Raw genomic sequence first — 23,487 nt, 5'->3', positions numbered from 1 at the left:
CAAAAATTAATCGTACTTTTTGGGTCGGATTTACAACTATCACTGACTTTACCTACTCCGGATTTATTGCGAACAGTGGTATCAAGACTTCAAGATTTAATCAGGTGAGTTAAATCTCTCTAGGAATTGCATTGAAGCTACTCGTAATATTTATCTAAATATCTATTACTATGAGTAAGTATTCCTTTCTCTTATTGGCCTTATTTTTGCTTTCACAGGCCTTAGCGCCCCAAGCTTTCAGTCAGTGCATGGCCGACGCTGGTACCATTACTGTAAATGACGACGGTGGCGGTACCAATCCTTTTGTCGTATGTTTTGGCGAAGCGATTGATGTCACCTCCGACGGGAATTTTACGCTCCCTCCTTCTGGCCCTTTGCCAGCGATGGTTTATCTCTTTTACTCCTGCCCTCCGACCGGTCCCGACCCTGCTGCTGACCCTTGCTGGACCAACTGGTTCTGGACCGGCAGCAACATGCAGACCACCAACGACGGAGGTATTGTAGGAGCAGTTGGGATCAATACCTTTATCATCGTACCTACCGTTATCGACAATAACCAGGCTCCACCCAATGGGCCTGGTATTGATGTGGACGGTGATCTTTGTTGGGACATCAACCCAGATGATACGGAAACCTTTACCTTCCTTAATGAAATAGAAATTAACCTCCTTGATGTAGATGAGTGTGCAGGGGAAGTGACGATTGAAATCATTGGTGGCTATCCCGAATTATTTGCGGGCAACTACTCCCTTACCAATACCGGCGACGGCACTCTTGGTCAGTCGGGCGCAGGTGGAGGAATAGTGACCATCAGCGGACTGATGCCTGGTGATTCCTATAGCTTTGAACTTGATGATGATGGTAATGGCTGTATGGCTTCCTTTCCCGGGGGTGTGCTCCCGCAAGCGGAAGAACTCATGCTTTTTTATCCACCTATCTGTGAAGGAGGTTCGGTTTTCCCAAGCTTGGTCTATCCTGATGGCGGTGACTTCGATTTTGTCACCCCACCGGGCGATGGCGCAGATATCGACGCTTCTACGGGTGAAGTGACCGACGTTTTGGACAATTACGAAATCATCTACACTTGGGTGGACGATTGTGGGGAACCACAAACCATTACTTACGAACTCGAACTGACACCACCACCGCCACCGCCCGTTGTTGATGCTTTTTACGAATTTTGTCCCGAAGACAATACCGTCATTTTTCCCGGTGGTGGTGGCGATTTCTTTTCCTTATACGATGATGAATTTGCTACCGATCCTATCTCAAATGGCAGTGGGTTCGACCTCCTGGACTACCTGGAACCTGGTGATCCGGAGATGGAGTTTTTCGTTTCGCAAACGATTGATGATTGTGAAAGCGAACTGGTTGCTTTTTCGGTCATCATTTACGGTGATTCTCCTCCGCTGATTGATCCAGAAGTGATGGTTTGCGAAGGCGAAGAGGTCACTTTGGAGCCCATCTCAGGCAACGATAATAACAATTCTGATTTCTATTTTTATTCCGATCCCGGGCTTAATGATCTTTTAGCCAGTGGTGCTACTTATACGTTTACCCCTACGGTCAGTACCACTATTTACATTACTGAATTAAATGAAGTCTGTGAAACAGTGCCAGAACCCGTGGAAATCACTGTCGTCACACCACCAACAGCTACCGCAGAAGAACCCGTATGCTATGCCAACAATGCCCTTTACAGTGTATTAATCACGACGGATGCCACCGACGTTATCGCTAGTTCAGGCTTTGTCATCAACAATAATGATGGCACTTTCTCTATTATCGACATTCCTTCCGGCAATTTTCTTGATCTGATCCTGGAAAATGCGGCAGCAGATTGCAACAGCACCTTAGAGTTGCCTGATTTTGACTGTGGTTGTGCGGCACCTCCTCCTCCAGTTACTAACGGCAACCTTACGATCTGTGCCGGAGAAATGATCCCTGCCTTGAGCGTAAACGTGGGTGCAGGACAGACCGTTGATTGGTACGATGCGCCTACGGATGGCACGCTACTATTAGCAGGTAACACCAGCTTTACACCTACTGTTGCGGGCACCTACTATGCAGAGACCCGCCTCATTACAGACGGTTGTGTGAGTAGTACCAGAACGGCAGTAAGCCTGACAATCAACCCCGTCCCAAGCCTTACATCCAGCGTGGTGGATTGTGCGCCCAACCTACTGAGCTATTCGGTGACTTTGGACATTGCCAACGCGGCATCCATAACCGTCAACGCAGGTATGGTCACCAACAACGGCAGCGGAAGTTTTACCGTAAGCAATATACCCGTGGGAACAGCGCTTTCCTTTACCGCTTTTGGCGCGGATATGAACTGTACCTTGGGGCCAGAAATAATTGCCTCGCCTTCCTGCCCATGTCCGGTGATCAACGATCCTGTCACCACACAAAATATCACCATTTGTCCAAGTGATCCGGTACCAAGCTTGAATGTCACCGTAGCCCCTGGCCTGACAGCCGACTGGTACGACCAGGCAAATGGTGGCAACCTCCTGGCGGGTAATACCCTTAGCTTTACACCTCCCAGCACTGGCACTTTTTACTTAGAAGCCCGTGATCCCGTAAATGATTGTGTTAGCAACCGGATTTCCGTTACGATCAGTACCAGTCCGGCCCCCACTTACACGGTTCAAGGCACCAGCTGTGCGGCTGATTTACTCACCTATCAAGTGCAGCTCACTACCGGTAGCAACAACCAGTTGGCAACAAATGCTGGTACCGTCACTGCCAATGGTGGAGGTAGCTTTACCGTTACCGGAATCCCTGCGGGGATGAATCTTTCTGTGACCATTACAAATACGACCACCACTTGTAGTACTACTGGTACGATTACCGCACCAGATTGTAATTGCGCCGTCGTAGCCCCTCCTGTGAGTGCTGGTGACTTGAGCATTTGTACGGGCACCCCACTACCGACTTTGAATGTAAGTGTCCTCGCAGGAACAACTGTTGATTGGTACAATGCGCCTGTTGGTGGGATGCTCTTGGCTTCCAATAATACTTCCTTCACCCCTACCATGGCTGGAACCTACTACGCCGAGGCCAGGGTCTTAGCCGATGGTTGTGTCAGTTCTACTCGCACGGCTGTTACCCTGACCATCAACCCGACGCCGATATTCAATAGCTTTGATACCATCTGTTCGCCCGACTTATTGTCTTATACCGTGATCCTTAGTATCACCGATGCGGCATCGCTTACCACCAATGCCGGTATGATCACCGATATGGGAGGTGGCAATTTTACCATCAGCAATATCCCTGCCGGAACTGCGCTCACGTATACCGCTTTCAATAGCGATGCTTCGTGTTCCCTTGGACCCAATAACATTAATGCACCATCATGTCCATGCCCGGATATAGTGGCTCCAGTGCCTAACCCCGTAGCAAGTATCTGCCCCGGTGATGCGATCCCAAGCCTCAGTGTAACCACGGAGGCAGGACTGACGGCCGACTGGTACGATGATCCGACGGGGGGAAGTCTCCTGGCCAGCAATACCTTGACATTCACACCTCCGGCTGCTGGCACCTATTTCGCCGAGGCCCGCGACCCGATAAATAACTGTATCAGCGAAAGGGTTGCCCTGACGATCATCACGAATCCAACGCCCGATTTTTCGGTCATAGATGCCGTCTGTGCGCTGGATTTATTGAGTTACCAAGTCACCCTACAGGTCAATAATGCCGACGAGTTGATCGTCAATACGGGAATGGTTACCGACAATGGCGGCGGTAGCTACACCGTCACGGGTATTCCTTCGGGAACCAACCTGATGCTTACGCTAAACAATACCGTTACGGGATGTTCCGCCAACGGCAATGTACCTGCCCTTGATTGTACTTGCGGTACCGTAAACCCTCCAATGAATGCGGGCAATGTCAGCATCTGTGATGGAGAACCTATCCCAGATTTGATGGTAACTGTTCAGGCAGGGCAGACTGTTGATTGGTATGACGCTTCCAGTGATGGCAACTTGCTCTTGTCGGGAAGCACTTCATTTGCTGCAACCGTGTCCGGAACTTACTTCGCCGAAACCAGGGTTATCGTTGATGATTGTGTGAGTTTCGCAAGAACCCCCGTGACGCTCACCATCAACCCTAGCCCTACCATCATTGACTTTGCCGCCAGCTGTGCGCCAAATTTATTGACCTATACCGTCGCGATTTCGACCACCAATACGGTCAGCTTACAAACCGATTTTGGGACTATCGTCAACAATGGTGGCGGGAATTATACCATTTCGGGTATTCCTGCGGGCACCGACGTCACTTTTTTAGCCTTTAATACCGATATGAGTTGTAGCGCGGGTCCGCAAACGGTGCTCGCCCCTGATTGTAGTTGCCCAATGATCAACCCACCCGTCACTGGTGGAGATCGTGCCATCTGTGCAGGAGCGCCGATTCCTAACCTAAGTGTAACGGTGGGTGCAAATGAGACCGCCGATTGGTATGATGCTGCGACCGGAGGCAACCTACTGGCCTCCGCAAGCTTAAGTTTCCTACCTCCTGCTCCCGGCACCTATTTTGCGGAAGCAAGAAATACGATCAATAATTGCGTGAGCGAACGAATCGCCATTTCCTTTACCGAGAATCCACTCCCTTCCTTTACACTGTTAGATACCGTTTGCGCACCCAATTTACTGACTTATCAGGTCGAACTTCAGGTAAGTAATGCGGACCAAGTGATCCCTAGTTTAGGTAACTTGGTCGACAACGGCGGAGGTAGCTATACCATCACGGATATTCCGAGTGGGCTGACCTTAAACTTTACGCTCAACAATACCACTACAGGCTGTACCCTCTCCGCCAGTACGATGGCGCCGAATTGCAGTTGCCCCGTTCTGGCGGCTCCCATGAGCAATGGGAATGTTGCCATTTGTGATGGTGATCCCATCCCGACGCTTATCGTCATGGTAGCGGCTGGTGAAACAGTAGATTGGTATACTGCGGGTAGTGGAGGAATGCTGCTTTTGGCGGATAACGCCAGCTTTACGCCTACAGCACCCGGCACTTATTTTGCCGAAACCCGTGATCCTGTAAATAATTGCGTGAGTGATAATCGTACTCCCATTACGATCATCGTTAACCCTACCCCCGTGCTTGAGTTTAGGGTTGCCAGTTGTGCACCAGATTTATTGACCTACGGTGTTGTAATGACCTTGTCCAATACGGCTACCATCCAGGTCAACGAAGGAGTCGTTACCAATACGGGAGCTGGAAATTTCACCATCAGTGGTATTCCTGCTGGCGTGGATTTGATCTTTACGGCCTTTAACAACGGCATGAGTTGCTCGCTCGGTCCACTGACGGTTGCCGCGCCCGATTGTTCTTGCCCGATGGTGGCTCCACCTGTCACGGGGAATGATCCCATGATTTGTGCTGGCGACCCCATCCCTACCCTATCTGCAATGGTAAGCAATGGGTTTACGGTCGACTGGTACGATGCCGCTACCGGTGGAAACCAGTTATTGATGGGCAGTGTGACCTTTACGCCTACTGCTGTAGGAACCTTCTACGCCGAAGCTCGGGATATCGTTAATAATTGTGTCAGTGAAAGAATCGCCATTACGATCATTGAAAACAGCGTAGCTACACCCAGCAGTGTTGGCGACGAAGCCATCTGTGCAGGTGAACCCCTGCCCTCTTTAAGTGCAATGTCAGCGGCCGGTGAAACTATCGACTGGTACGACGCACCAACGGGAGGCAATTTGCTGCTGATGGGAAGTACAAGCTTCCAACCAGCCCTAGCAGGTACCTTTTATGCAGAAGCTCGCAGTTTGGCCAATGGCTGCACCAGTAATACTCGTATTCCTGTCACCCTTACGGTTTTTGATCTACCTGTTCCTTCCGTAAGTAGTAGCAATGACCCAGGGTGCGACGACAACGATGGCAGTATTGTCCTCTCGGCAAGTGGAGGCTTGATGCCTTACCAATACCAACTCAATAACGGCCCCCCTCAAGATGATCCTACTTTTGATGGACTGGGGGTAGGCAATTACAATTTGCAAGTCATTGATGCCAATGGATGTAGTGATAACCTGACACAGACTTTAAATCCTCCCCCAACGGTTGAAGCGACCATCGCCGCTAACGGCCTGATCACTTGTGCTTCCACGGAAGTGTTACTGGATGCAGCGGGTTCGACGACCGGCACAGCTATTACTTATGCCTGGGAAGACCCTACAGGCAACCCATTGCCTGCAACAGGTCTTAGTGCCAACGCTATTGCTCCGGGCAACTACACCTTAGTCGTTACCAATACGGCGACCAATTGTAACAGCACCGCCACAATTAATGTACAAGCAGACTTGCAAGCACCCCATCTTCAGACCGGAGACGATGGCTTGATCACTTGCGAGGCTGAGAGCGCTACGCTTTCTGCTAGTAGCAATACGCCCAATGTAAGCTATAGCTGGGAAGCCCTCAATGGTGGGGAGATCTCGGGTGCAACCCATCTGGCCAGTATTACCGCTTTGGCAGCGGGTTCCTACCAGGTGACGGTATTCAACCCCGTCAATGGTTGTTCGCAAGTAGCGGCCATTGAGGTAACGGAGATCATCAATACTGAGATTGATGTCGTCGTTGCCATCGAGCCTCCTAGTTGTCTTGGTGATGAAAATGGCAGCATCCAACTGACTCCAGCAATCGCTGACCAAGTATTGTTGTTTGCTCCGGAAGGAGGTGCTTTTAGCTTCAACAATACGTTTTTCAACCTTGGTGCAGGTGTTTACCATTTCACTGTACAAGACGAATTTGGTTGTGAGGTGAGTACCAGCGTAACCTTGCCCAATGGCAATGACCTTACGGTAGAGCTTGGTGCAGATATTTACTTAAAACTAGGAGAAGTCGCGCAGTTTAATCCTACACCAAGCACCCCGGAAGCCTTTTTGGCAAGCATACAATGGACCAATCCCCAATGGCTGGATTGCGATACCTGCTTACAGGCCTCAACCGTTGATAGTCTCGCCAACACCACCCTTTTTCAGTTGACCATTGCTGACAGCTTAGGCTGTACCGCCACCGATGACATCCGCGTCTTCATCGACCGAACAAGGCAGGTCTATATTCCTAACATCTTCTCCCCAAACAACGACGGCAGCAACGATGTCTTTTTCGTGAGTGGAGGTGCAGATATTGAAAGTATCAGGTCCTTCTCTATCTTCAATCGGTGGGGAGAGCTGGTATTTGAGAAAAAAGACCTCCTCCCCAACATGCCCTCAGCAGGTTGGGATGGAACGACCCGTGGTGGACAGTTGCTCAACCCCGCCGTTTTCGTCTACATGGTCGAAATTCGATTTACTGACGGGGAGACGGAGGTGTTTAGTGGGGATGTGGTTTTGATGAGGTAGAGGGTGAAGGTGAGCAGTCGACTACTTTGGAGAGTAATTGGCCACGGAGGTTTTTTAGCCACTAAAGCACTAAAACACAGAATTGCACAAAAGTTTTTTTGCCGCGGAGGCTCGGAGACACGGAGGGTTTTTAACATAGCCCCTGCCTGCCAGCAAGCTGGCCTTGCAGGCAGGGGCACTAAAACACGGAATTGCACGGAATATTTTTTCCGGATTTTAGTGCTTTGGAGCTTTAGTGTCTATTCCTGCTTCCTACCGCAAACATAAGAAGCACCGAGATACGGCGTTTTTTTCAGAACTCCTCGCGGGGGTACTTCTCGCTGCGATCTGCCCTATTCTGCTGCTAACAACATCATTTGAATACGTTCTTTCATCTTTAATCCATTATTGTGCTCTATGGGAATAGAGGAAGGCACAAGTGTTTGCTCCGATCCATCAGACATTTCCGCATTGATTTTATAAGCAAAGGTGTTATCGCCTTTACTTTGGCTATTGATGCGTAAAACCTTTAGTCTTGTGATGTCTGCTATAGGCAAAGAGATGGGCTTGTGCCAATATAGCGGCTTGGTTTCCGATACAATACACTGACCATCAAGTCGGATGGTCGTAGTATTCAGGCAAATGGCCAGACAGAAATAAAGTAAAAATAAGCCGCACAGAAAAAAGGGTAAGGGAAATAGCTTGAGAAAAAATGGCCCTTCGTCTATCAAAGTGGCAACATAAATACTGCCGGCCAAAATACCGACTCCCAAGATAGCTGCGATGAATAAATGCAGTCCATTGAACCACTTGAATTGGATTTGTTTCATGGTAAATTTTTCACTGAATTTTTACTCATCCTATGCTTAGTACCCATCCAAAACCATCAATTTCTCTGCCCCAATGAAACGCTCATTTCGAAACCATTTGACCCAATACATTCCAGCGTTCCAGGCTTTGGTATTGAGCTCTAAAGTTTCGTTGAACATGTTGGCTTCAAAAACATTTTGGCCCAGATGATTATAAACGACCACCCTGTCATTTCCGTTTGTGGCATCAAAATTAGTGACCCTTATCGTCACCAAATCGGAGGTTGGATTCGGGAAAATCGATAGCTTATTGTCCCCTACATTCAACTCATTGATATTGTTTGGAAAACAATCGGATTCGGCTTCCGCATCAAATTCCAAATACTTTCCGTTTCCGGAACCCGCCCAACAGTTTTCGGCATCAAAAGCACTGATAGAAAGCAGATTGTTTCGATAACCACAGTTACCCACCAACCAGGTATCTCCTCCATCTGTCGTACTAAGGACAAGGCCCTTGTCCCCTACAGCCCAGCCATTCTGGGCATCGACAAAATGAATAGCTATTGCTTTGCGGTCATCATCGTAGGCGATTTCCTGCCAGCTTTGACCACCATCTTCTGTTTTTATCAAAAAACCTTCATACCCGCAAACGAAACCTTCGTTGGGATTAAAAAAATGAAATCCCGATGCCCTGTAATAAGGTGCAGGCAGCAAGTTGTGGGTCCAACTTTGACCAGCATCATCAGAAATAGAGATCACACTCGTGGCAATTGGAGGTAAGCCTTGTAAGCCTGATGCGACAACTACATTATTTCCGAGGTATTGGAATATAGAAAAATCTACTGCTCCCGATGGCAATTCGACGAAACTATTCCCCCAATCATTGGAATAAAACACGCCAGCAAATTGTCCAGTGCCAAAAACCTGCCCATCGTCCGTCATAATTGCCGAAAAAACAAAGTAAGACCCCGGCATTTTTTCTTCCCAAGTCTGCCCACCATCATGTGTAATCAAAATTGCTTTTATTGATGATGGAGCACCAGCATTGAAGGTAGCAATCACGCCATGCATTTCGTCAACCATGTCAATCGTTCTTAAAACCCGATTGATTGGGGCGGGCGGAATTGGGTAGGGTTGTTCGGTCCAGGTGACACCACGATCTTCCGTTTTCCAGATTTGATGAAGCGTAATCGCCCAACCCATTGTATCGTTCACGAAATCAACCTTTGTGGAACCACTGGCAAAATCAGGATTTTTCACTTTCCATGCCTGAGCAATACAAACGGGCACCGATAATTGCTTTTCAAACGTTCCGGATAGACAATCAGTGCTTAAAGTAAGGGTCACCTCATAACAACCAGGATTTGCATAATGATGACTAGGGTGTAATTCCGTTGATGTTTCACCATCCCCAAAATCCCAATGTACATAAGATGCGTTGAAAGAACGGTTCTCAAAATTCACTTGAAGCAGATCGGCTGCAAAATCGAAATCAGGTACTGGCCTGGGGCAGGCTAGGGAATCACACAGTTCAGTAGGTTGTTCTGGATCTAACCAAATTGTTTCTTCATTCTCCTTAACACATATTAGCGAAGTGTACCCTTCAAAATCAAGCATTGGAAAGAGACCATACCTCAAATCACCAATACCATCGACCCATACTGCAGGTTCCCCATTGGTACCATCCATTAAAAAAAGCTGCTTGCGTTCTTCACCATTTAGTAAGGTAAGCGTGCCTATTTCAATAACTTGGTAGCCATTGTGATAATATGTATCAGCAACATCTCCAACTTCCAAATCAAAATCATAGATCAACTGTTCGTTGTTACAAGGATCATTAGCATTAGATTTCCTCCATACTTTACCCCCCTCAACCCGTAAGAAAATTTTCACAGTGGGGGCGTAAACGTACTGAAAAGTCAATAAATTTTCACCACACAACATGGTATCTCCAACGAATTGGTAAGTATTATTTTCCGTACCATCCACCCAATTGTAATGTTCAGCTGCCAGCGTTAGACCTGGTCGTGAAAGGTAATCATACGTAGTTTGGGAAGGAAGCTGGAGACCCAGCATCAATAACAGATGGAGCGTGAATAACTTTGTTTGCATCATGATTTTTTGTTGCTGAAATAGAAGGTAATTCAGAGCTTATTTATGATCCAGTTGGCTTTAGCTTGCTAATAAGCCGAAATTTATTGAAACCAATGGATGCAATGTTTTTTATTCTTTAGTCCCATATCTCTGGGCGATTAATTTCCATTGCTCTTAAATACGAAAGGAATTGTCCCGCGTGAACAGATTCGTGATAACCAATCCGTAATAAATATTTTCCAAGTATTTTCTTGTCACCATTTCCAGGATGAACAATTTCAGTTTCGTTTAATGCAGCATCCGAAAATTGTCGAACACTTTCTAAAAATGCATTTCTATAGGGTTCGGCAAATTCAAGTTCATCCGTAACGCTAACAAATGGTCGATTTTCCCAGGGTGTTCTATAGTTTGTCATACTCCCATTATTGATGATAATATTCCATCCATAATCGGCTTCTAACACGTGCCTAATCATTTCTATCGCAGTCATTGCCTTTTCGTCAGGCTTCCAATTGTAATGGCTTTTAGGAAGTCCTCTCCAAAGTTTGATACTTTTTCTCCTAATCTCCGTAAAGTTCAAGATTATAAATTCAGATTGAGTCATTTTTTTTGCTTCAAAAAGGTTGTTTTACATTGTAGCCAATTCAAAGGCCTATCTGCGCACCTCCCCCTATATTTTCTATTCAGACAGGTCAGTTGAAACTGTCTTCAGACGTTTACTACCCCTGGTGGGGATTCTTTAACACCACAGATTTGCGCAGTTCTTGCTGATGAACTTCTTTCGTTTTCATCACTTTTTGCTTTGCTAGTGAGGAGACAAAATTAGCGAATAACAAACAATTAATCAATTGAAAAACAAATAATTAGACACAGGAAACAAGGTGATCTTGTTAAACGTGTGTATCAAATTCGGGCGGGCGCTTAGCTCGACTGATCCTTATGTGCGTTGTTGCCAGCAGTATTCAATTTATTTTTCTTAATCAAATATATTAATCCAGCAATAATTATTGTACCTGCCATAATCTTTAAACACAATAAAAGAATGGACTTTGCAAATCCATTTGAAGCCTTATTGACCGTCTTTTGTGAAAATAAATCTTTAATCCTAACCACATACTCTTCTTTAGCCAATTCTTGTTCAACATTCAACACCACAACTTCTTCAAATTGGTGCCAATGATATAAATAAACAATACCATTTTTTAAATCAAAAATATTAGAATACAATGTCCTGTTAAAAACCCCTTTTTGATGAACTGATTCGAGTATTGCTTTGAAATAATCAGGTGTTAAGTCATTTTCGTTTTTTATTACGCCTAACATTTCCTCCGCCTTGTTGTATCTCTTGCAAGGATATTCAAAAGCATTCTTTGGATTTGCTCGATTAAAATTAGTCGAAAGTAAATAGTTTTCTCCGTTCTCCTTTTTTGTATACACTAGTTCTCCGTATTCATCAACGCTGATAATTACAGCATCTCCCGTTGCATCTGCAAAGTTTAATTGATACTTTACTTTTCCATCTTTTGGATACCAATTTTTTCTTTGATACTTTTTTGCAATTTCTACCGCTTCTTTAACGGTAGCCGCTTTTCTTAGAATCAATACTGGAAGCCACATCATGTATTCATCATAAGGAGCTTCATAATGTGGTGGAGACGCTAATTCAAGATGAAGTTTTATTGTTGATTTAGGTAGAGCATTTGCATCAAAGCAAAGCCCCTTTTCATTGATTCCACCCTGATGAGAATAGTCTTCAAACCCAAGATATATGCAACCATAATTCTCGTCTTTTGCCACATTTGTCCATAAATATGTTTCAGACTTATAGTAGTCTTCATTGTTTCCATAAAAGGCTTTATCTCCAACTGACGCAGAGAAGATTGTACAAGAACCAGGTACTGGGTTTATAGATGTTTTTGATTTTAGCTTTTGATTAGTTGCTATTAAGAACAAGGCAAACGCTAAGCAACAAATTATTTTGTAGTAAATATTTCTCAATTTTCTTTTATGTTTTTTATTGTTGGCTACTCTGGCTACTGCGCCAGAGCACAGCTAAGCGAAGGGGCTGGAGTTGGGTAGGTCAGAGCATCACTGCCCTTTCCCCTCTAAGAACCCTACGTGCCACTTTACTTCCTTCGGTCGTAAGACCGCTTCGCTGAGTTCAAGGGTATAAGGTACTTTGTACTTGGATTAAAATGGTGTTCCATCTGATTACTAAGTACTTATCCCGAGCTACGGAATTCAACTAGCTTGTACCTATCATCTTATTCCACCGCCTTCGCCCTAAGGGATTAACAGCTTTGAAGGCTACTTCGCAGCGTGCTTTTTGAAAGGCTCGATTTGTCTGTCGGGCTTCACCAACCACCGTTACCAGTAGCCCATGCCGACATAGGAAACGCTGGGTAGTACCAGTGGTTAAAGCATATCTAAGTTCATCTTTATGAACTCATATTCAGTGGTTTAATAGTGTTCGTGGCGACTTCGTGTCGTGCCGGGGGAGGCTAAGTTGTTTTCAGTCATTATATCTACTTAATCTTTCTCTCAATTCACTCAATGTGGTCTCTGAAAACTGAAGTTCCTGAATAGGATTTTCACTTATCTCAAAATCATGAAAAGCCATTGAAAACCTACCTTCTTTTGATTTGATTCCAATTAGAGTTGCATTTTGTCCCTTAGGTACTCCAAAAAAAACATACTTCCCTTTTACGATATCCGGTTTTAAAACGCCGTTTATATCGCTAAATACTAGTTTTAACTGTAACTCTGTTGACACAGGAAAATCAGTTATTAAATCAACTTTTTCTTCAAAGTCTAAAAACCGATCACAGTTAATCCAACCTAGCTCTGAGACACTAAAGATATAGTAGTTTAACTCTGCATCGTCCATACTTTTAATTGGATTCGCCTCATATTTTGAATATTTTTCATCAAATGACTTAAGGTATTCTTCATCAGTCTTATACAATGGAATAATATTTCCTCCTTCAATGAAGATCAATCCCCTTCTTTCTATTATATCTCCATCCTTATCTTTCCCAGGTTCTAATTGAGGTAAGTCTCTCAAGAATTGGAGGATCTCTTTTTTCGCACGGCTGGACAAGCCTGTAACTACTATCGGAGTCTCTATGTATCCTTCTCTCGAAATGTACATTCTACACTCAACCCCAAAATCATTCCAGCTGTCAAAATCAGGAAAGGTATTGCTATTCAGTGTAGTTTCAACCTCTTTGATAGTCTCTTCACTGAAATCATATGAGCATACATAGAAATCAAGTGGATTCCAATAATAACCTGTATCCACATAGTTTCTAGGTGTAAAGCTGTAGCTAGTTGAATCGTCAGGCCCAGGATACCACCAACCAAAAGAACCTAATTTTAGAGTCCGTTTCACCAAATTAACCGTATCCACATTCCAGTTATTTACTACAGTATCTGTTGATGACTCATCTGCATAAAACAAATTCATCTGTCTATAATCCGCCCCCTCTTTAGGGAAATGCACCACTATTCTTTTGTCTGGTCTAATTTCTAATTCTTCTCCATTTGCCATTGCCCTAATATGTAGCATTCCACCTGTTTCCAAAATAATTCCATTTGATTCAGTTGATAGTTCGGCTAGAATTATATCTGATTTTTTGTAAAATTCCTTCAGCTCGATCTTTATAGAATCAGTGACAATTTTACCATCTTGAAATTGAAAAGTCTCTCTGCCGATAAAAATTCTCGTTCCTTGATCGCCAAATAATGTTGTGTCAGAGGTTACATCAACTATATACTCTTTAATAGGGAATTCAAGATACTCTCTTGGAACTTCTGGTTGACAGCTTAAAACTCCAAAAAATATGGCTAGTACCACAATTATTTTGTTCAACTTCTTCATTTCTCTTACTAATTGAACTCAAAAGCCTGTCTGCGCCCTCACCACCCAAAGCTCTTCACCTTCCCATCACCAGCGCAGACAGATCAGTCGCCGACGGCCAAAGCCTTTGGCGACGAGCCGTTGGACCTGTCTTAAGACATTTACCACCCCTGGTAGAGTTTATCGATAACGACTGTAGTGGAAAAGCGCATTTCGTTTGTTTTACTTACCGACTAATTTAGGCTTTTTTCGGTAGTTCTGCACCGCATTTTCCTACCAACTGATCGAAAAAAAGATAAAAACTTCTGGATCGCCGAATAGTCCCCGTTGATGGTCTGCCACTTCAAGCCCTGTTCGTAACGGTAGAGCAAATATTGTCGCGCTTGCTCGGGGGTGAAATCCTCTCCATGCTTCCCCTCTATACGCCAGTCCAAAAACTGTCGAAAAGCACAACCATGCTCCGAGATCGTCGCCGCGCTGTAGTTCTTCAAGATCAAATACGTGCACAATCCTTGCTGATAAGCTTCTTTCGTTTTCATCGCTTTTTGTTTTGTGAATGAGGAAACAAAATTAGCGAAGAACAGATGACTAATCAATTAAAAAACAAGGGATTAAGCGTAGGAAACGGAGGTGGTTTTGTTCAACGTCCGCAGTAGCCAAAGTGCGACGAAGGAGCATGTGCGTATAGGCCGTGTTGAACCTCAACGCCAGCCATCGCTACGCTCTGTTGGGCTTTGAGGCTTTTTTGTTGGGCACATTATCAATTATATTTAAAATACCTCACATAGTTCTTTTATAAACATCTTGACATAGGCATGTTTTTGATCTAGCTTTGTAATTTTATCTGCCATTTTCTTATTTCCTTCTATTGTAAATTGTTTAGCAAGGCCTTCTTTAATTGTATTGTTTGAGAAATCAATTTGATTACCATCTTCTGGATTACTTTCGTTCTTACATATGTCGAAATTGTTTAATATTCCTTTTTCTTTAAACGCTTTCGCCTCTATTTTTGCTTTAAGGTCTGAAATATTTACTTTTTTAAAATTTCTTTTACCTAATATATTATTAGCTAGCTCTAAGAATACTTCAGGATAGATAAAATCTTCGATTTCATGATTACAAAAAACCTTATTTCCTATTACGTTTTCATGAGTTGGAAATTCACCGCTATAAGTTGGTATAAACTCACATTTTACTTCAATATATTTATATATATCTTTACTCTGATTTTTGATAATTTTTTTATAAGCTTCTCTACCCTCCATGTCATTATCGAATAGTACTCTTATTTTAGGTCTAATATCTTTATCCTTATAAAAAGTATTATAAAACGCTAGCTGCTTCTCATATTTTGTTACGCCATGAGTTGTAATAATATTTGGAACTTCAAAAGAATAAAATCGTCCAAGTTCTTGAATATATCTTAGGTCTGATCCTCCTTCTACCATTACATTATAGCCATCAAGCAGTTCAAAGTCATCAAGACTTATCCCTAAGTATTCACGGATTCTTTTGAATCCACTATCATTATTTAAATCTACTGAAACTGTTCTAAGTGCATAAAATTCTTTGTTAGTTCTTTTATATAATTGTTTATCACCAATTTCTAAATCTAACAAAAACACATTCACCAAAGAATAGCTGTCAATAAATATAGGAGAATGTGTTGTAAGGATTATTTGACATTTTCCACACATGCTTTTTAGGTGTACATGAAGTTTTTTTTGAAGTCCTTGATGAAGATAAACATCAGGTTCATCGATTAGAAGAATAGGGGTTCTTTTAGAAATTTTACTAATAATTCTGCTATGTAATAGAATGTAGCCGATTCGCTGTAGACCTGAGCCCTTTCCACTGATATGTCGATTAGACTTGTCATTAAGGAAAAAATCTATATCTGTAGAAATTAAGTCTCTAAATTTCTTAACATCTGATGTAAATTCAAATCCCACTTGCCAATTATCATTGAATTCCTGAAATAAAGGGTTTATTTCGCCGGCAAGAGAATTAAGAATCTCAACTATACCATTAATGTAGTTTTCAAACGATTCCTTTAATTGCTGTTTTAGTCCTCTAAACCTAGACTTATCATACTCTATGTCATATATATCTTCAACCAAACTATTAATTAAATCAGGAGTTGATACATTGATTGATGGGATGAAAAAGAAGGCAATTTTCTTAATCACTTCATTTATCTCTATTTCTGTTAAGTTCTTTGTATTTTTGGTACCAATAAATGTTCTGGTTCCTGTAGTCGATTCTAAGCCATCGAGCCCGAATTCTTTCTTTACCGAGAAAAGTTTATCCGTGGATTGAAATACTAACAAAATCTCAGGATATACTTTTCCTCCACGTGATCCATAAAATTTATGATTAGGACTATCCCTTGTAGAATCATATTGCTCTGAATTAAAGAATAGGTTAACAGCTTTTAACACATTGGTCTTTCCTACATTATTCGCTCCACAGATTGTTGCGATTTCGTCAAGAGAATCAATTTCTAGTTTTAGATCTAGAATGGAACGGTACCTTTTTATTCTAATTTCTTTAATTTTCACTTGAGGGGTATTATTTCTGTATCACCTTTTAAGTATACTAGTTGAAAAAAAACACAAAATACATTAAATAATTAAAAATGTGATCAACACGGGCTTGCCCGAAAACGTTGCCCAAGATGCGGAGCGCAGCGGAGTATCTTGGGTAACTTACTTACACGCGAACAAAATACCCATTTTGACCTACTTCTACAAAAAAAGATCATCGAAAGGACTACCGCTTTTTTTGCGCAGCGTTTGCTGGCTTACGTGTGTGTGTACTTCAGCTTGATTTTAATATCACTGTGCCCCAGAAGTTCTTGGATGAGACGTATATTCCCCCCTCCCAAAAATCCCGCGAACCGAACAGGTGAGCGCGGCAAGCGGAGCGCGCAGGGCCTAAGGATGGGAGGACTGAAAGGACGGACAGCCTGACGCCACCGTTAGGTAGGCGGAGGCTCATAAGGTTGGAAGGGTTGAAAAGTGTAAGGGAGTAAAGGTTGGTTGATCGTTGTTTGTTGAAGGTCAATCTATGTACAGGAATGCAGCATACCGATCCCTTGCAGGCCTTCAGCAAAATCTTACATCTTAAATTCCTCAACAGATCATCCAAATAAGTGTACATAACCGCCCCAACCCTCCCCTCCCCACACAATATTTCCAACCCACCGAACTATTCCCTCCCCTCACACCTTACATAATTAGCGAAAATTCGCTAAATTGCGCAATGAACGAAACGGCTCCCGTTTCACGGGGAAGGTTAGCGAATGTTTTGAAATAGCTTGTAAACTGATTTTCAATATGTTCCAAGTAGCCCCCTCAATTGATTAGCATTACCAAATACCAAAAATCAATACCCATCAATGAGTAGAAGAATCCGCAAAGCAGCTGTACTTGGCTCCGGTGTTATGGGCTCCGGCATTGCCTGCCATTTTGCCAACATCGGCCTGGAAGTCCTGCTGCTGGACATCGTACCCAGCGACTTGAGTGACGCCGAAAAAAGCAAGCCTCAGGCCCGTAACCGCATCGTGAACGATGCTTTGATGAAGGCCATCAAAAGTAAACCTGCGCCACTGTATGACAATGACTTCGCCAGCCGCATACAGACGGGCAATTTTGATGACGATTTTGAAAAAATCGGCGATTGCGACTGGGTCATCGAAGTGGTCATTGAGCGCCTCGATATTAAGAAGCAGATTTTCGAGAAAGTCGACAAGTACCGTAAGGAGGGTTCGTTAGTGACCTCCAACACTTCCGGTATTCCGATTCACCTGATGACGGATGGCCGCAGCGAAGATTTCAAAGCGCATTTCTGTGGCACCCACTTTTTCAATCCACCGCGTTATCTGCGCCTGTTTGAGATCATCCCCACGCCCGACACGAGCCAAGAGGTCATCGACTTCTTCATGCACTATGGCGATGTCTATCTTGGCAAACAGACTGTTCTGGCCAAAGATACCCCCGCTTTTATTGGTAACCGGATTGGGGTTTACGCTATGGCGAAGATCTACCAACTCACTACTGACCTGGGGCTTCCGATAAGCGCCGTTGATAAACTGACGGGCCCTTCTATCGGACGGCCAAAAACCGGTACTTACCGCCTGGGTGATCTGGTGGGGCACGATACCAGCGTCAACGTCATCAAAGGCATCAAAGAAAACTGCCCGAATGATGAGCAAGCCGCTACTTTCGAGGTGCCCAAGTACATGCAGTTCCTGGTAGAGAACAAGTTTTTGGGTAACAAGACCGGCCAAGGCTTCTACAAAAAAGTTACTGGCGATGATGGTCAACGCCAAATCCTTGAACTCAACCTGGAAACCCTGGAGTACGAGGAGACGACCAAGATTGATCTTCCCAGCCTGAAAGCAGGTAAACAGATAGAGGACCTAACCAAGCGCATTCAGTACCTCTTCACGGCAGAAGATAAAGGCGCAACATTGATCCGTCGCAGTTTGGCAGGGCTCTTCGCTTACGTTTCTAATCGCATTCCTGAAATATCAGATACCCTTTACAGCATCGATGATGCCATGACCGCAGGTTACGCCTGGGAAATTGGGCCCTTCCAATACTGGGATGCCGTAGGGATAGAAGCGGGTATCAAAGCCGCTGAAGCGGAAGGACAAACCGTTGCCCAATGGGTGAAAGACATGCTGGCTGCTGGCCATAGCAGCTTCTACAAGCGCGAAGGCGGACAACTCAAGTATTACGACATTGACAAAAAGGCTTACGTCGTCAAGCCCGGCACCGAGTCCTTTATCATCCTGGACAACTACCGCGACCAGGCACCCGTCTTCAAAAACAGCGAAGTTATCCTCCACGATATTGGGGACGGCGTATTGAATCTCGAATTCATCAGTGCACACAACTCCATTGGCGAAGGCGTCCTGCGTGGCATCAACGAAGCCATCCAAATTGCCGAAGAAGGCGACTGGAAAGGCTTGGTGATCGGCAACAACGCGACCAACTTCAGTGTAGGTGCCAACCTGATGATGATCGGCATGCTAGCCTACCAGCAAGAATACGATCAGCTGAACATGGCCATTAATCTGTTTCAGCAAACGACCATGCGTTGTCGCTACAGCAGCATACCAGTGGTAGCAGCTACCCAAGGGTACGTATTTGGTGGTGGTTGTGAAACCCTCATGCACTGCGACGGTGCCGTGATGGCGGCCGAATCTTACATTGGCCTGGTGGAAGTAGGCGTAGGCCTCATTCCTGGCGGTGGCGGTACCAAGGAGTTTGCGCTCCGTGCCAGCGACCAGTTCTTCGAAGGCGATGTGCAGATTCCTACCCTGATTGATAAGTTCAAAACCATCGCCATGGCATCGGTTGCTACTTCAGCATACCAGGCCTACAACATGGGTTACGCGCTGGAAAGCCGTGATGAAGTGGCACTGAACAAAGATCGCAATATCGCCCTGGCCAAGCACAAAGTCCTGGACCTGGCGCGTAGCTACACCCAGCCGCTCATCCGGCAAGATATTACGGTGCTCGGTCGTACGGGTCTGGCCGCCCTCTACGCAGCAGCCAACGAACTACAGCTTGGCAAGTACGCCAGTGCACACGACATCACCATCGCCAAGAAGGTGGCCTACGTCCTTTGTGGCGGCGACCTTACCGGTGTACAGCAAGTGAGTGAGCAATACCTATTGGATGTCGAAAGAGAAGCCTTCCTGAGCCTTTGCGGCGAACAGAAGACCCTCGAACGCATTCAGCATATGTTGCAGACGAATAAGCCGTTGAGGAATTAAGGGGTACGACGAGGTACTGGGCACTTAGTAGAGGGAAGAGAGATTGTCCTTACGGACTTTGGGTAGAGGGATTTTATACACAATCACAATTTTTGGATTTATGCACGATTTTAGAAAATTGAATATTTGGAACGACGCTATGGATTTAGCCGTAAGAGTTTACCAATTAACCAATGAACTTCCTCCCGAGGAAATCTATAATCTTAGTCATCAGATCAAGAAATCAGTGGTCTCTATACCTTCTAACATTGCAGAAGGAGCAGGTCGTAACTCAGACAGTGAATTTAATCAATTTCTAGGCTTTGCTACTGGTTCTTCCTATGAACTCGAAACCCAGGTGCTACTCAGTGAGCGATTGAATTTCCTTCGCAGTGAAGATGTCAATCCGGTCATTGAAGAATTACACTCGCTGCAAAAACGGATTTACAATTTTAAAAAATTCATTAAAAAATAGGAGAGACGGAGCGTACAGCGGAAGCTTAATCCCTATACCCTCTACCTCTCTTCCAGATACGCGAAAGCTATGGAAGCATATATCATAAAAGGTTACCGTTCCGCCGTTGGCAGGGCCAAGAAGGGCGGTTTTAGAAACTATCGTTCGGATGATCTGGCGGTAGATGTGATTAAAAAAATGATGGCCGATACGCCAGAGCTGGACCCACGGCTGGTAGACGACCTGATTGTAGGTTGTGCCAACCCGGAGGGGGAGCAAGGCTTGCAGATCGGTCGCCAGATTTCAGTACGGGCACTGGGCAAGGAAGTCCCTGGTGTGACAGTCAACCGTTATTGTGCCTCTGGACTGGAGACCATCGCTATGGCTACGGCTAAGATTCGGGCAGGCATGGGCCACATCTTCATTGCTGGGGGTGCGGAGAGCATGAGCAGTATCCCGATGACGGGGTACAAGCTGGCCCCAAGCTATCAGGTTGCCAGCACAACGCCCGACTACCTGGTGAGTATGGGCATCACGGCGGAGGCTGTGGCCAACAAGTACAATATCAGCCGGGAGAGGGCCGATGAGTTTGCTTACCATTCGCACGTGAAAGCCGCTGCCGCCATTGATGCGGGCAAGTTTAACGACGAGATCATCCCAGTGGAGGTACCTGAAGTTTTTGTCAAGGACGGCAAGCGCGTAGAAAGCTCGCATACCGTAGCCATGGATGAAGGTGTACGCCGTAGTACTACGGTTGAAGCACTGGGAAAACTACGTCCTGTATTTGCACAAGGTGGCGTTGTCACAGCGGGCAACTCCTCACAAACCAGTGATGGAGTGGCCTTTACCATTGTGATGAGCGAAGAGATGGTCAAACAATTGGGCCTGGAGCCGATTGCCCGATTGGTCAATTGTGCCGTAGGAGGGGTTGACCCACTGTACATGGGTATTGGCCCTTGTGTAGCCATCCCCAAGGTCTTGAAACAAGCCGGGATGAAGCTAAGTGATATCCAAGCCATCGAGCTGAATGAAGCTTTTGCTGCCCAGGCACTGGCCGTTATTCAAGAAGCTGGCCTGAATCCGGACATCGTCAACGTCAATGGCGGGGCGATTGCATTAGGTCACCCGCTGGGTTGCACCGGCGCGAAGCTGTCCATTCAGCTGATCAACGAAATGCGCCGCAGCAACCAACGCTACGGTATGGTAACCGCCTGTGTAGGTGGTGGCCAGGGAATTGCGGGGATTATTGAGCGGTTGAAATAAGGTTGGATGGTTGGTTTTTGGTTGATGGTTGTTAGTTGTTGGTATGAAAAACACTTCCGACTTCCGACTTCCTTCCGATAGCTATCGGAACCGACTTTAAAATGGTGGATGGAAACCCTTACACCCTTACACTTTTCCAACCCTTACACGCTTCCGCTTCCAAAGCAAAAAGGCTTGAGTCGGACATTTGTCTGCTCAAGCCTTTTGTTTTTCACCAATGTTTATTAAAACGCAGCAATTGTTGTCAGATTTTTGCTGGATATCGTTCCCTCCTTGTAACAGCCGTACCATGCAGCTGCATTGGGGATATTTACCATTGCAGCTTCTGCTTGTTTTGCGTGTTCTTTGGATGCCCAATACACTATGTCGGTGTAAGATCCGTCACTATTGGTATGGATTTCCCATTTTACGAATCCATCTTGGTTTTTCATCCAATCGTTAACGATTTGGCCCGCAATTTTTATCAATTGCTCCGCAGTGGTGTTGTCTGACAGCTCGTAAGAGATAATGTCTTTGTACATAATTAGTGGTTTAACTTTGATTATAATAGAGACTACTCCTGCTGTCCAGGATAAATATAAGCACGATGAATGAATAGGCAGCAATTGAGCTATTTTTTTTAACTTCACCTTCTAACCTGTCCAATTAAGCAGGAAGGCATCTGAATGATTCCTTCCATAGCGATCGGAAGTTGAAAGGCAGCTGTGAGCTTCCTTCCAACTGCGATCATTTAAGGACAATGTATCGAAATACCAATGACCTCCAACCCTCCCATCTTCATTACTTCTCCGGTACAGCGTTGTGGTACTACGCTGATTCAGCGGTTGCTCTGTTCGTCTTCGGATACGCTCATTTTTGGGGAATCTGTTGCCAATGACCTCCATATTTATGCCAGCCTTTATCAGAATAAACAGCTGATGTTTGGCGGGCCACACAATGCCTGGCGCGATCAGCAACTGGCACAGGTGTTGGAGGGCGAGGTAAATGCCTGGATTCCTGATTTGCTACCCGACCGAGATGCTTATTTGAATAATTATAAGCAAGCCTTGCTGAACTATTGTGCATTTCTACAGCAGTACGCCGAAAGAGAAGGGCGTAGTCAATGGGGCTGTAAATTACCGGGCTGGCCGATCCCTCAGCTGGACTATTTACAGCGTTTGATTCCTGGTACAAAGATTATTTACATCCACCGCGAATTAGAAGCCTGTGTGGTTTCTGCCCGCAGCATCAACATGTGCTTTGATGAACCCAGTACCCAACAGTTTCGCCACATGTATGCTTTCCAACAAGCGGAAGCCGAACGCCGCCTACACCACGAAGAGGTGCTGTGGATAGATTACCAGGAATTGGTGGAGCAGCCCGCAAAGATCATCGCCCAATTAGCCGCATTTACCGGTACTCAAGGGATAGACGCCAGGGTGATGGGGCATAAAATCGGGAATTATCCGGCCTCGTAGAGAAGTTGCGGTGCAACATCTACCCTTGATTGTGTTTGCGGGGTGGTTTTTTTTTGGGGGAGAGGGCTATACTCCTCCGCCCTCCGGGCACCTCCTCTCGAGGAGGACAGGGGCTTGTTTGGTGGTGGTGATTGTGTTTGCGGGGTGGTTTTTGTTTTGGGGAGGGGCAAAGTTCACAGAGGGTGAAGGGCAGGCCCCCGACGGTCCGCTACGAGGTGATGCCTAAAGATTTGAAAGCACTAACAATTTTTCATTCCTCCAATACGTTAAGCTAGCGCAACTATCAAAAATGACAGGTTCGGTTGTCTGCCTTGCCAAGTCTACAAAATTTAAAAGGTACCGTATTACGAGTAGTTTGTACCTTTGTTTCACCCTTCAGAAGAGCCGGATTCCGGTAATAATTACACTTTTGCTATTCTGATCATTGATTCCGGAATA

Annotated in this window: 13 protein-coding genes; 5 read left to right on the top strand and 8 right to left on the bottom strand. The window is 45.1% G+C overall.

Features of this window, described 5'->3' with window-relative positions; translation table 11 throughout:
- Window positions 1-170: 170 nt before the first annotated feature.
- Complete coding sequence (locus AB0L18_RS16875) at window positions 171-7,367, top strand: gliding motility-associated C-terminal domain-containing protein (RefSeq protein WP_367388480.1); 7,197 nt, start codon at window positions 171-173, stop codon at window positions 7,365-7,367.
- Window positions 7,368-7,699: 332 nt separating this feature from the next.
- Here AB0L18_RS16875 and AB0L18_RS16870 read toward each other — a convergent pair whose 3' ends face one another.
- The 7 genes from AB0L18_RS16870 to AB0L18_RS16840 form a co-directional block, all read right to left on the bottom strand.
- A complete protein-coding gene (locus AB0L18_RS16870; protein WP_367388479.1) occupies window positions 7,700-8,176 on the bottom strand; it encodes a hypothetical protein in 477 nt (158 codons plus the stop codon).
- Between the two features lie 36 nt (window positions 8,177-8,212).
- On the bottom strand, window positions 8,213-10,270 hold the full coding sequence (locus tag AB0L18_RS16865; protein WP_367388478.1) for a YCF48-related protein: 2,058 nt from the start codon (window positions 10,268-10,270) through the stop codon (window positions 8,213-8,215).
- A 115-nt stretch (window positions 10,271-10,385) separates the two neighbouring features.
- On the bottom strand, window positions 10,386-10,853 hold the full coding sequence (locus tag AB0L18_RS16860) for a DinB family protein (protein WP_367388477.1): 468 nt from the start codon (window positions 10,851-10,853) through the stop codon (window positions 10,386-10,388).
- 317 nt (window positions 10,854-11,170) lie between these two features.
- Window positions 11,171-12,247: a hypothetical protein gene (locus AB0L18_RS16855; protein ID WP_367388476.1), complete on the bottom strand. Its 1,077-nt coding sequence runs from the start codon at window positions 12,245-12,247 to the stop codon at window positions 11,171-11,173.
- A gap of 514 nt (window positions 12,248-12,761) precedes the next feature.
- Entirely contained in the window at window positions 12,762-14,129 is a 1,368-nt protein-coding gene (locus AB0L18_RS16850) for a hypothetical protein (protein ID WP_367388475.1), read from the bottom strand.
- Window positions 14,130-14,341: 212 nt separating this feature from the next.
- Complete coding sequence (locus AB0L18_RS16845) at window positions 14,342-14,647, bottom strand: phage integrase N-terminal SAM-like domain-containing protein (RefSeq protein ID WP_367388474.1); 306 nt, start codon at window positions 14,645-14,647, stop codon at window positions 14,342-14,344.
- Window positions 14,648-14,878: 231 nt separating this feature from the next.
- Window positions 14,879-16,669, bottom strand: coding sequence for an ATP-dependent endonuclease (locus AB0L18_RS16840; protein ID WP_367388473.1), 1,791 nt, complete (start codon window positions 16,667-16,669; stop codon window positions 14,879-14,881).
- 839 nt (window positions 16,670-17,508) lie between these two features.
- On the opposite strand from AB0L18_RS16840, the gene AB0L18_RS16835 reads away from it, so the two are divergent.
- The 3 genes from AB0L18_RS16835 (at window position 17,509) to AB0L18_RS16825 (ending at window position 21,592) form a co-directional block, all read left to right on the top strand.
- The gene (locus AB0L18_RS16835) at window positions 17,509-19,896 is read left to right on the top strand and encodes a 3-hydroxyacyl-CoA dehydrogenase NAD-binding domain-containing protein (RefSeq protein ID WP_367388472.1); all 2,388 of its coding nucleotides are present in this window, start codon (window positions 17,509-17,511) and stop codon (window positions 19,894-19,896) included.
- A gap of 100 nt (window positions 19,897-19,996) precedes the next feature.
- A complete protein-coding gene (locus AB0L18_RS16830; RefSeq protein WP_367388471.1) occupies window positions 19,997-20,350 on the top strand; it encodes a four helix bundle protein in 354 nt (117 codons plus the stop codon).
- Window positions 20,351-20,419: 69 nt separating this feature from the next.
- Entirely contained in the window at window positions 20,420-21,592 is a 1,173-nt protein-coding gene (locus AB0L18_RS16825; RefSeq protein WP_367388470.1) for an acetyl-CoA C-acyltransferase, read from the top strand.
- A gap of 224 nt (window positions 21,593-21,816) precedes the next feature.
- On the opposite strand, the gene AB0L18_RS16820 is transcribed toward AB0L18_RS16825, so the two are convergent.
- Complete coding sequence (locus AB0L18_RS16820) at window positions 21,817-22,113, bottom strand: hypothetical protein (RefSeq protein WP_367388469.1); 297 nt, start codon at window positions 22,111-22,113, stop codon at window positions 21,817-21,819.
- A gap of 234 nt (window positions 22,114-22,347) precedes the next feature.
- Between AB0L18_RS16820 and AB0L18_RS16815 the strand changes: the two genes are divergently transcribed.
- On the top strand, window positions 22,348-23,049 hold the full coding sequence (locus AB0L18_RS16815) for a sulfotransferase (RefSeq protein WP_367388468.1): 702 nt from the start codon (window positions 22,348-22,350) through the stop codon (window positions 23,047-23,049).
- Window positions 23,050-23,487: the final 438 nt, after the last annotated feature.

This window comes from Lewinella sp. LCG006 (assembly GCF_040784935.1).
Lineage (GTDB): Bacteria > Bacteroidota > Bacteroidia > Chitinophagales > Saprospiraceae > Lewinella.
The sequence above is the reverse complement of the archived record's forward strand: the minus strand, read 5'-3'. Positions and strand labels throughout refer to the sequence as shown.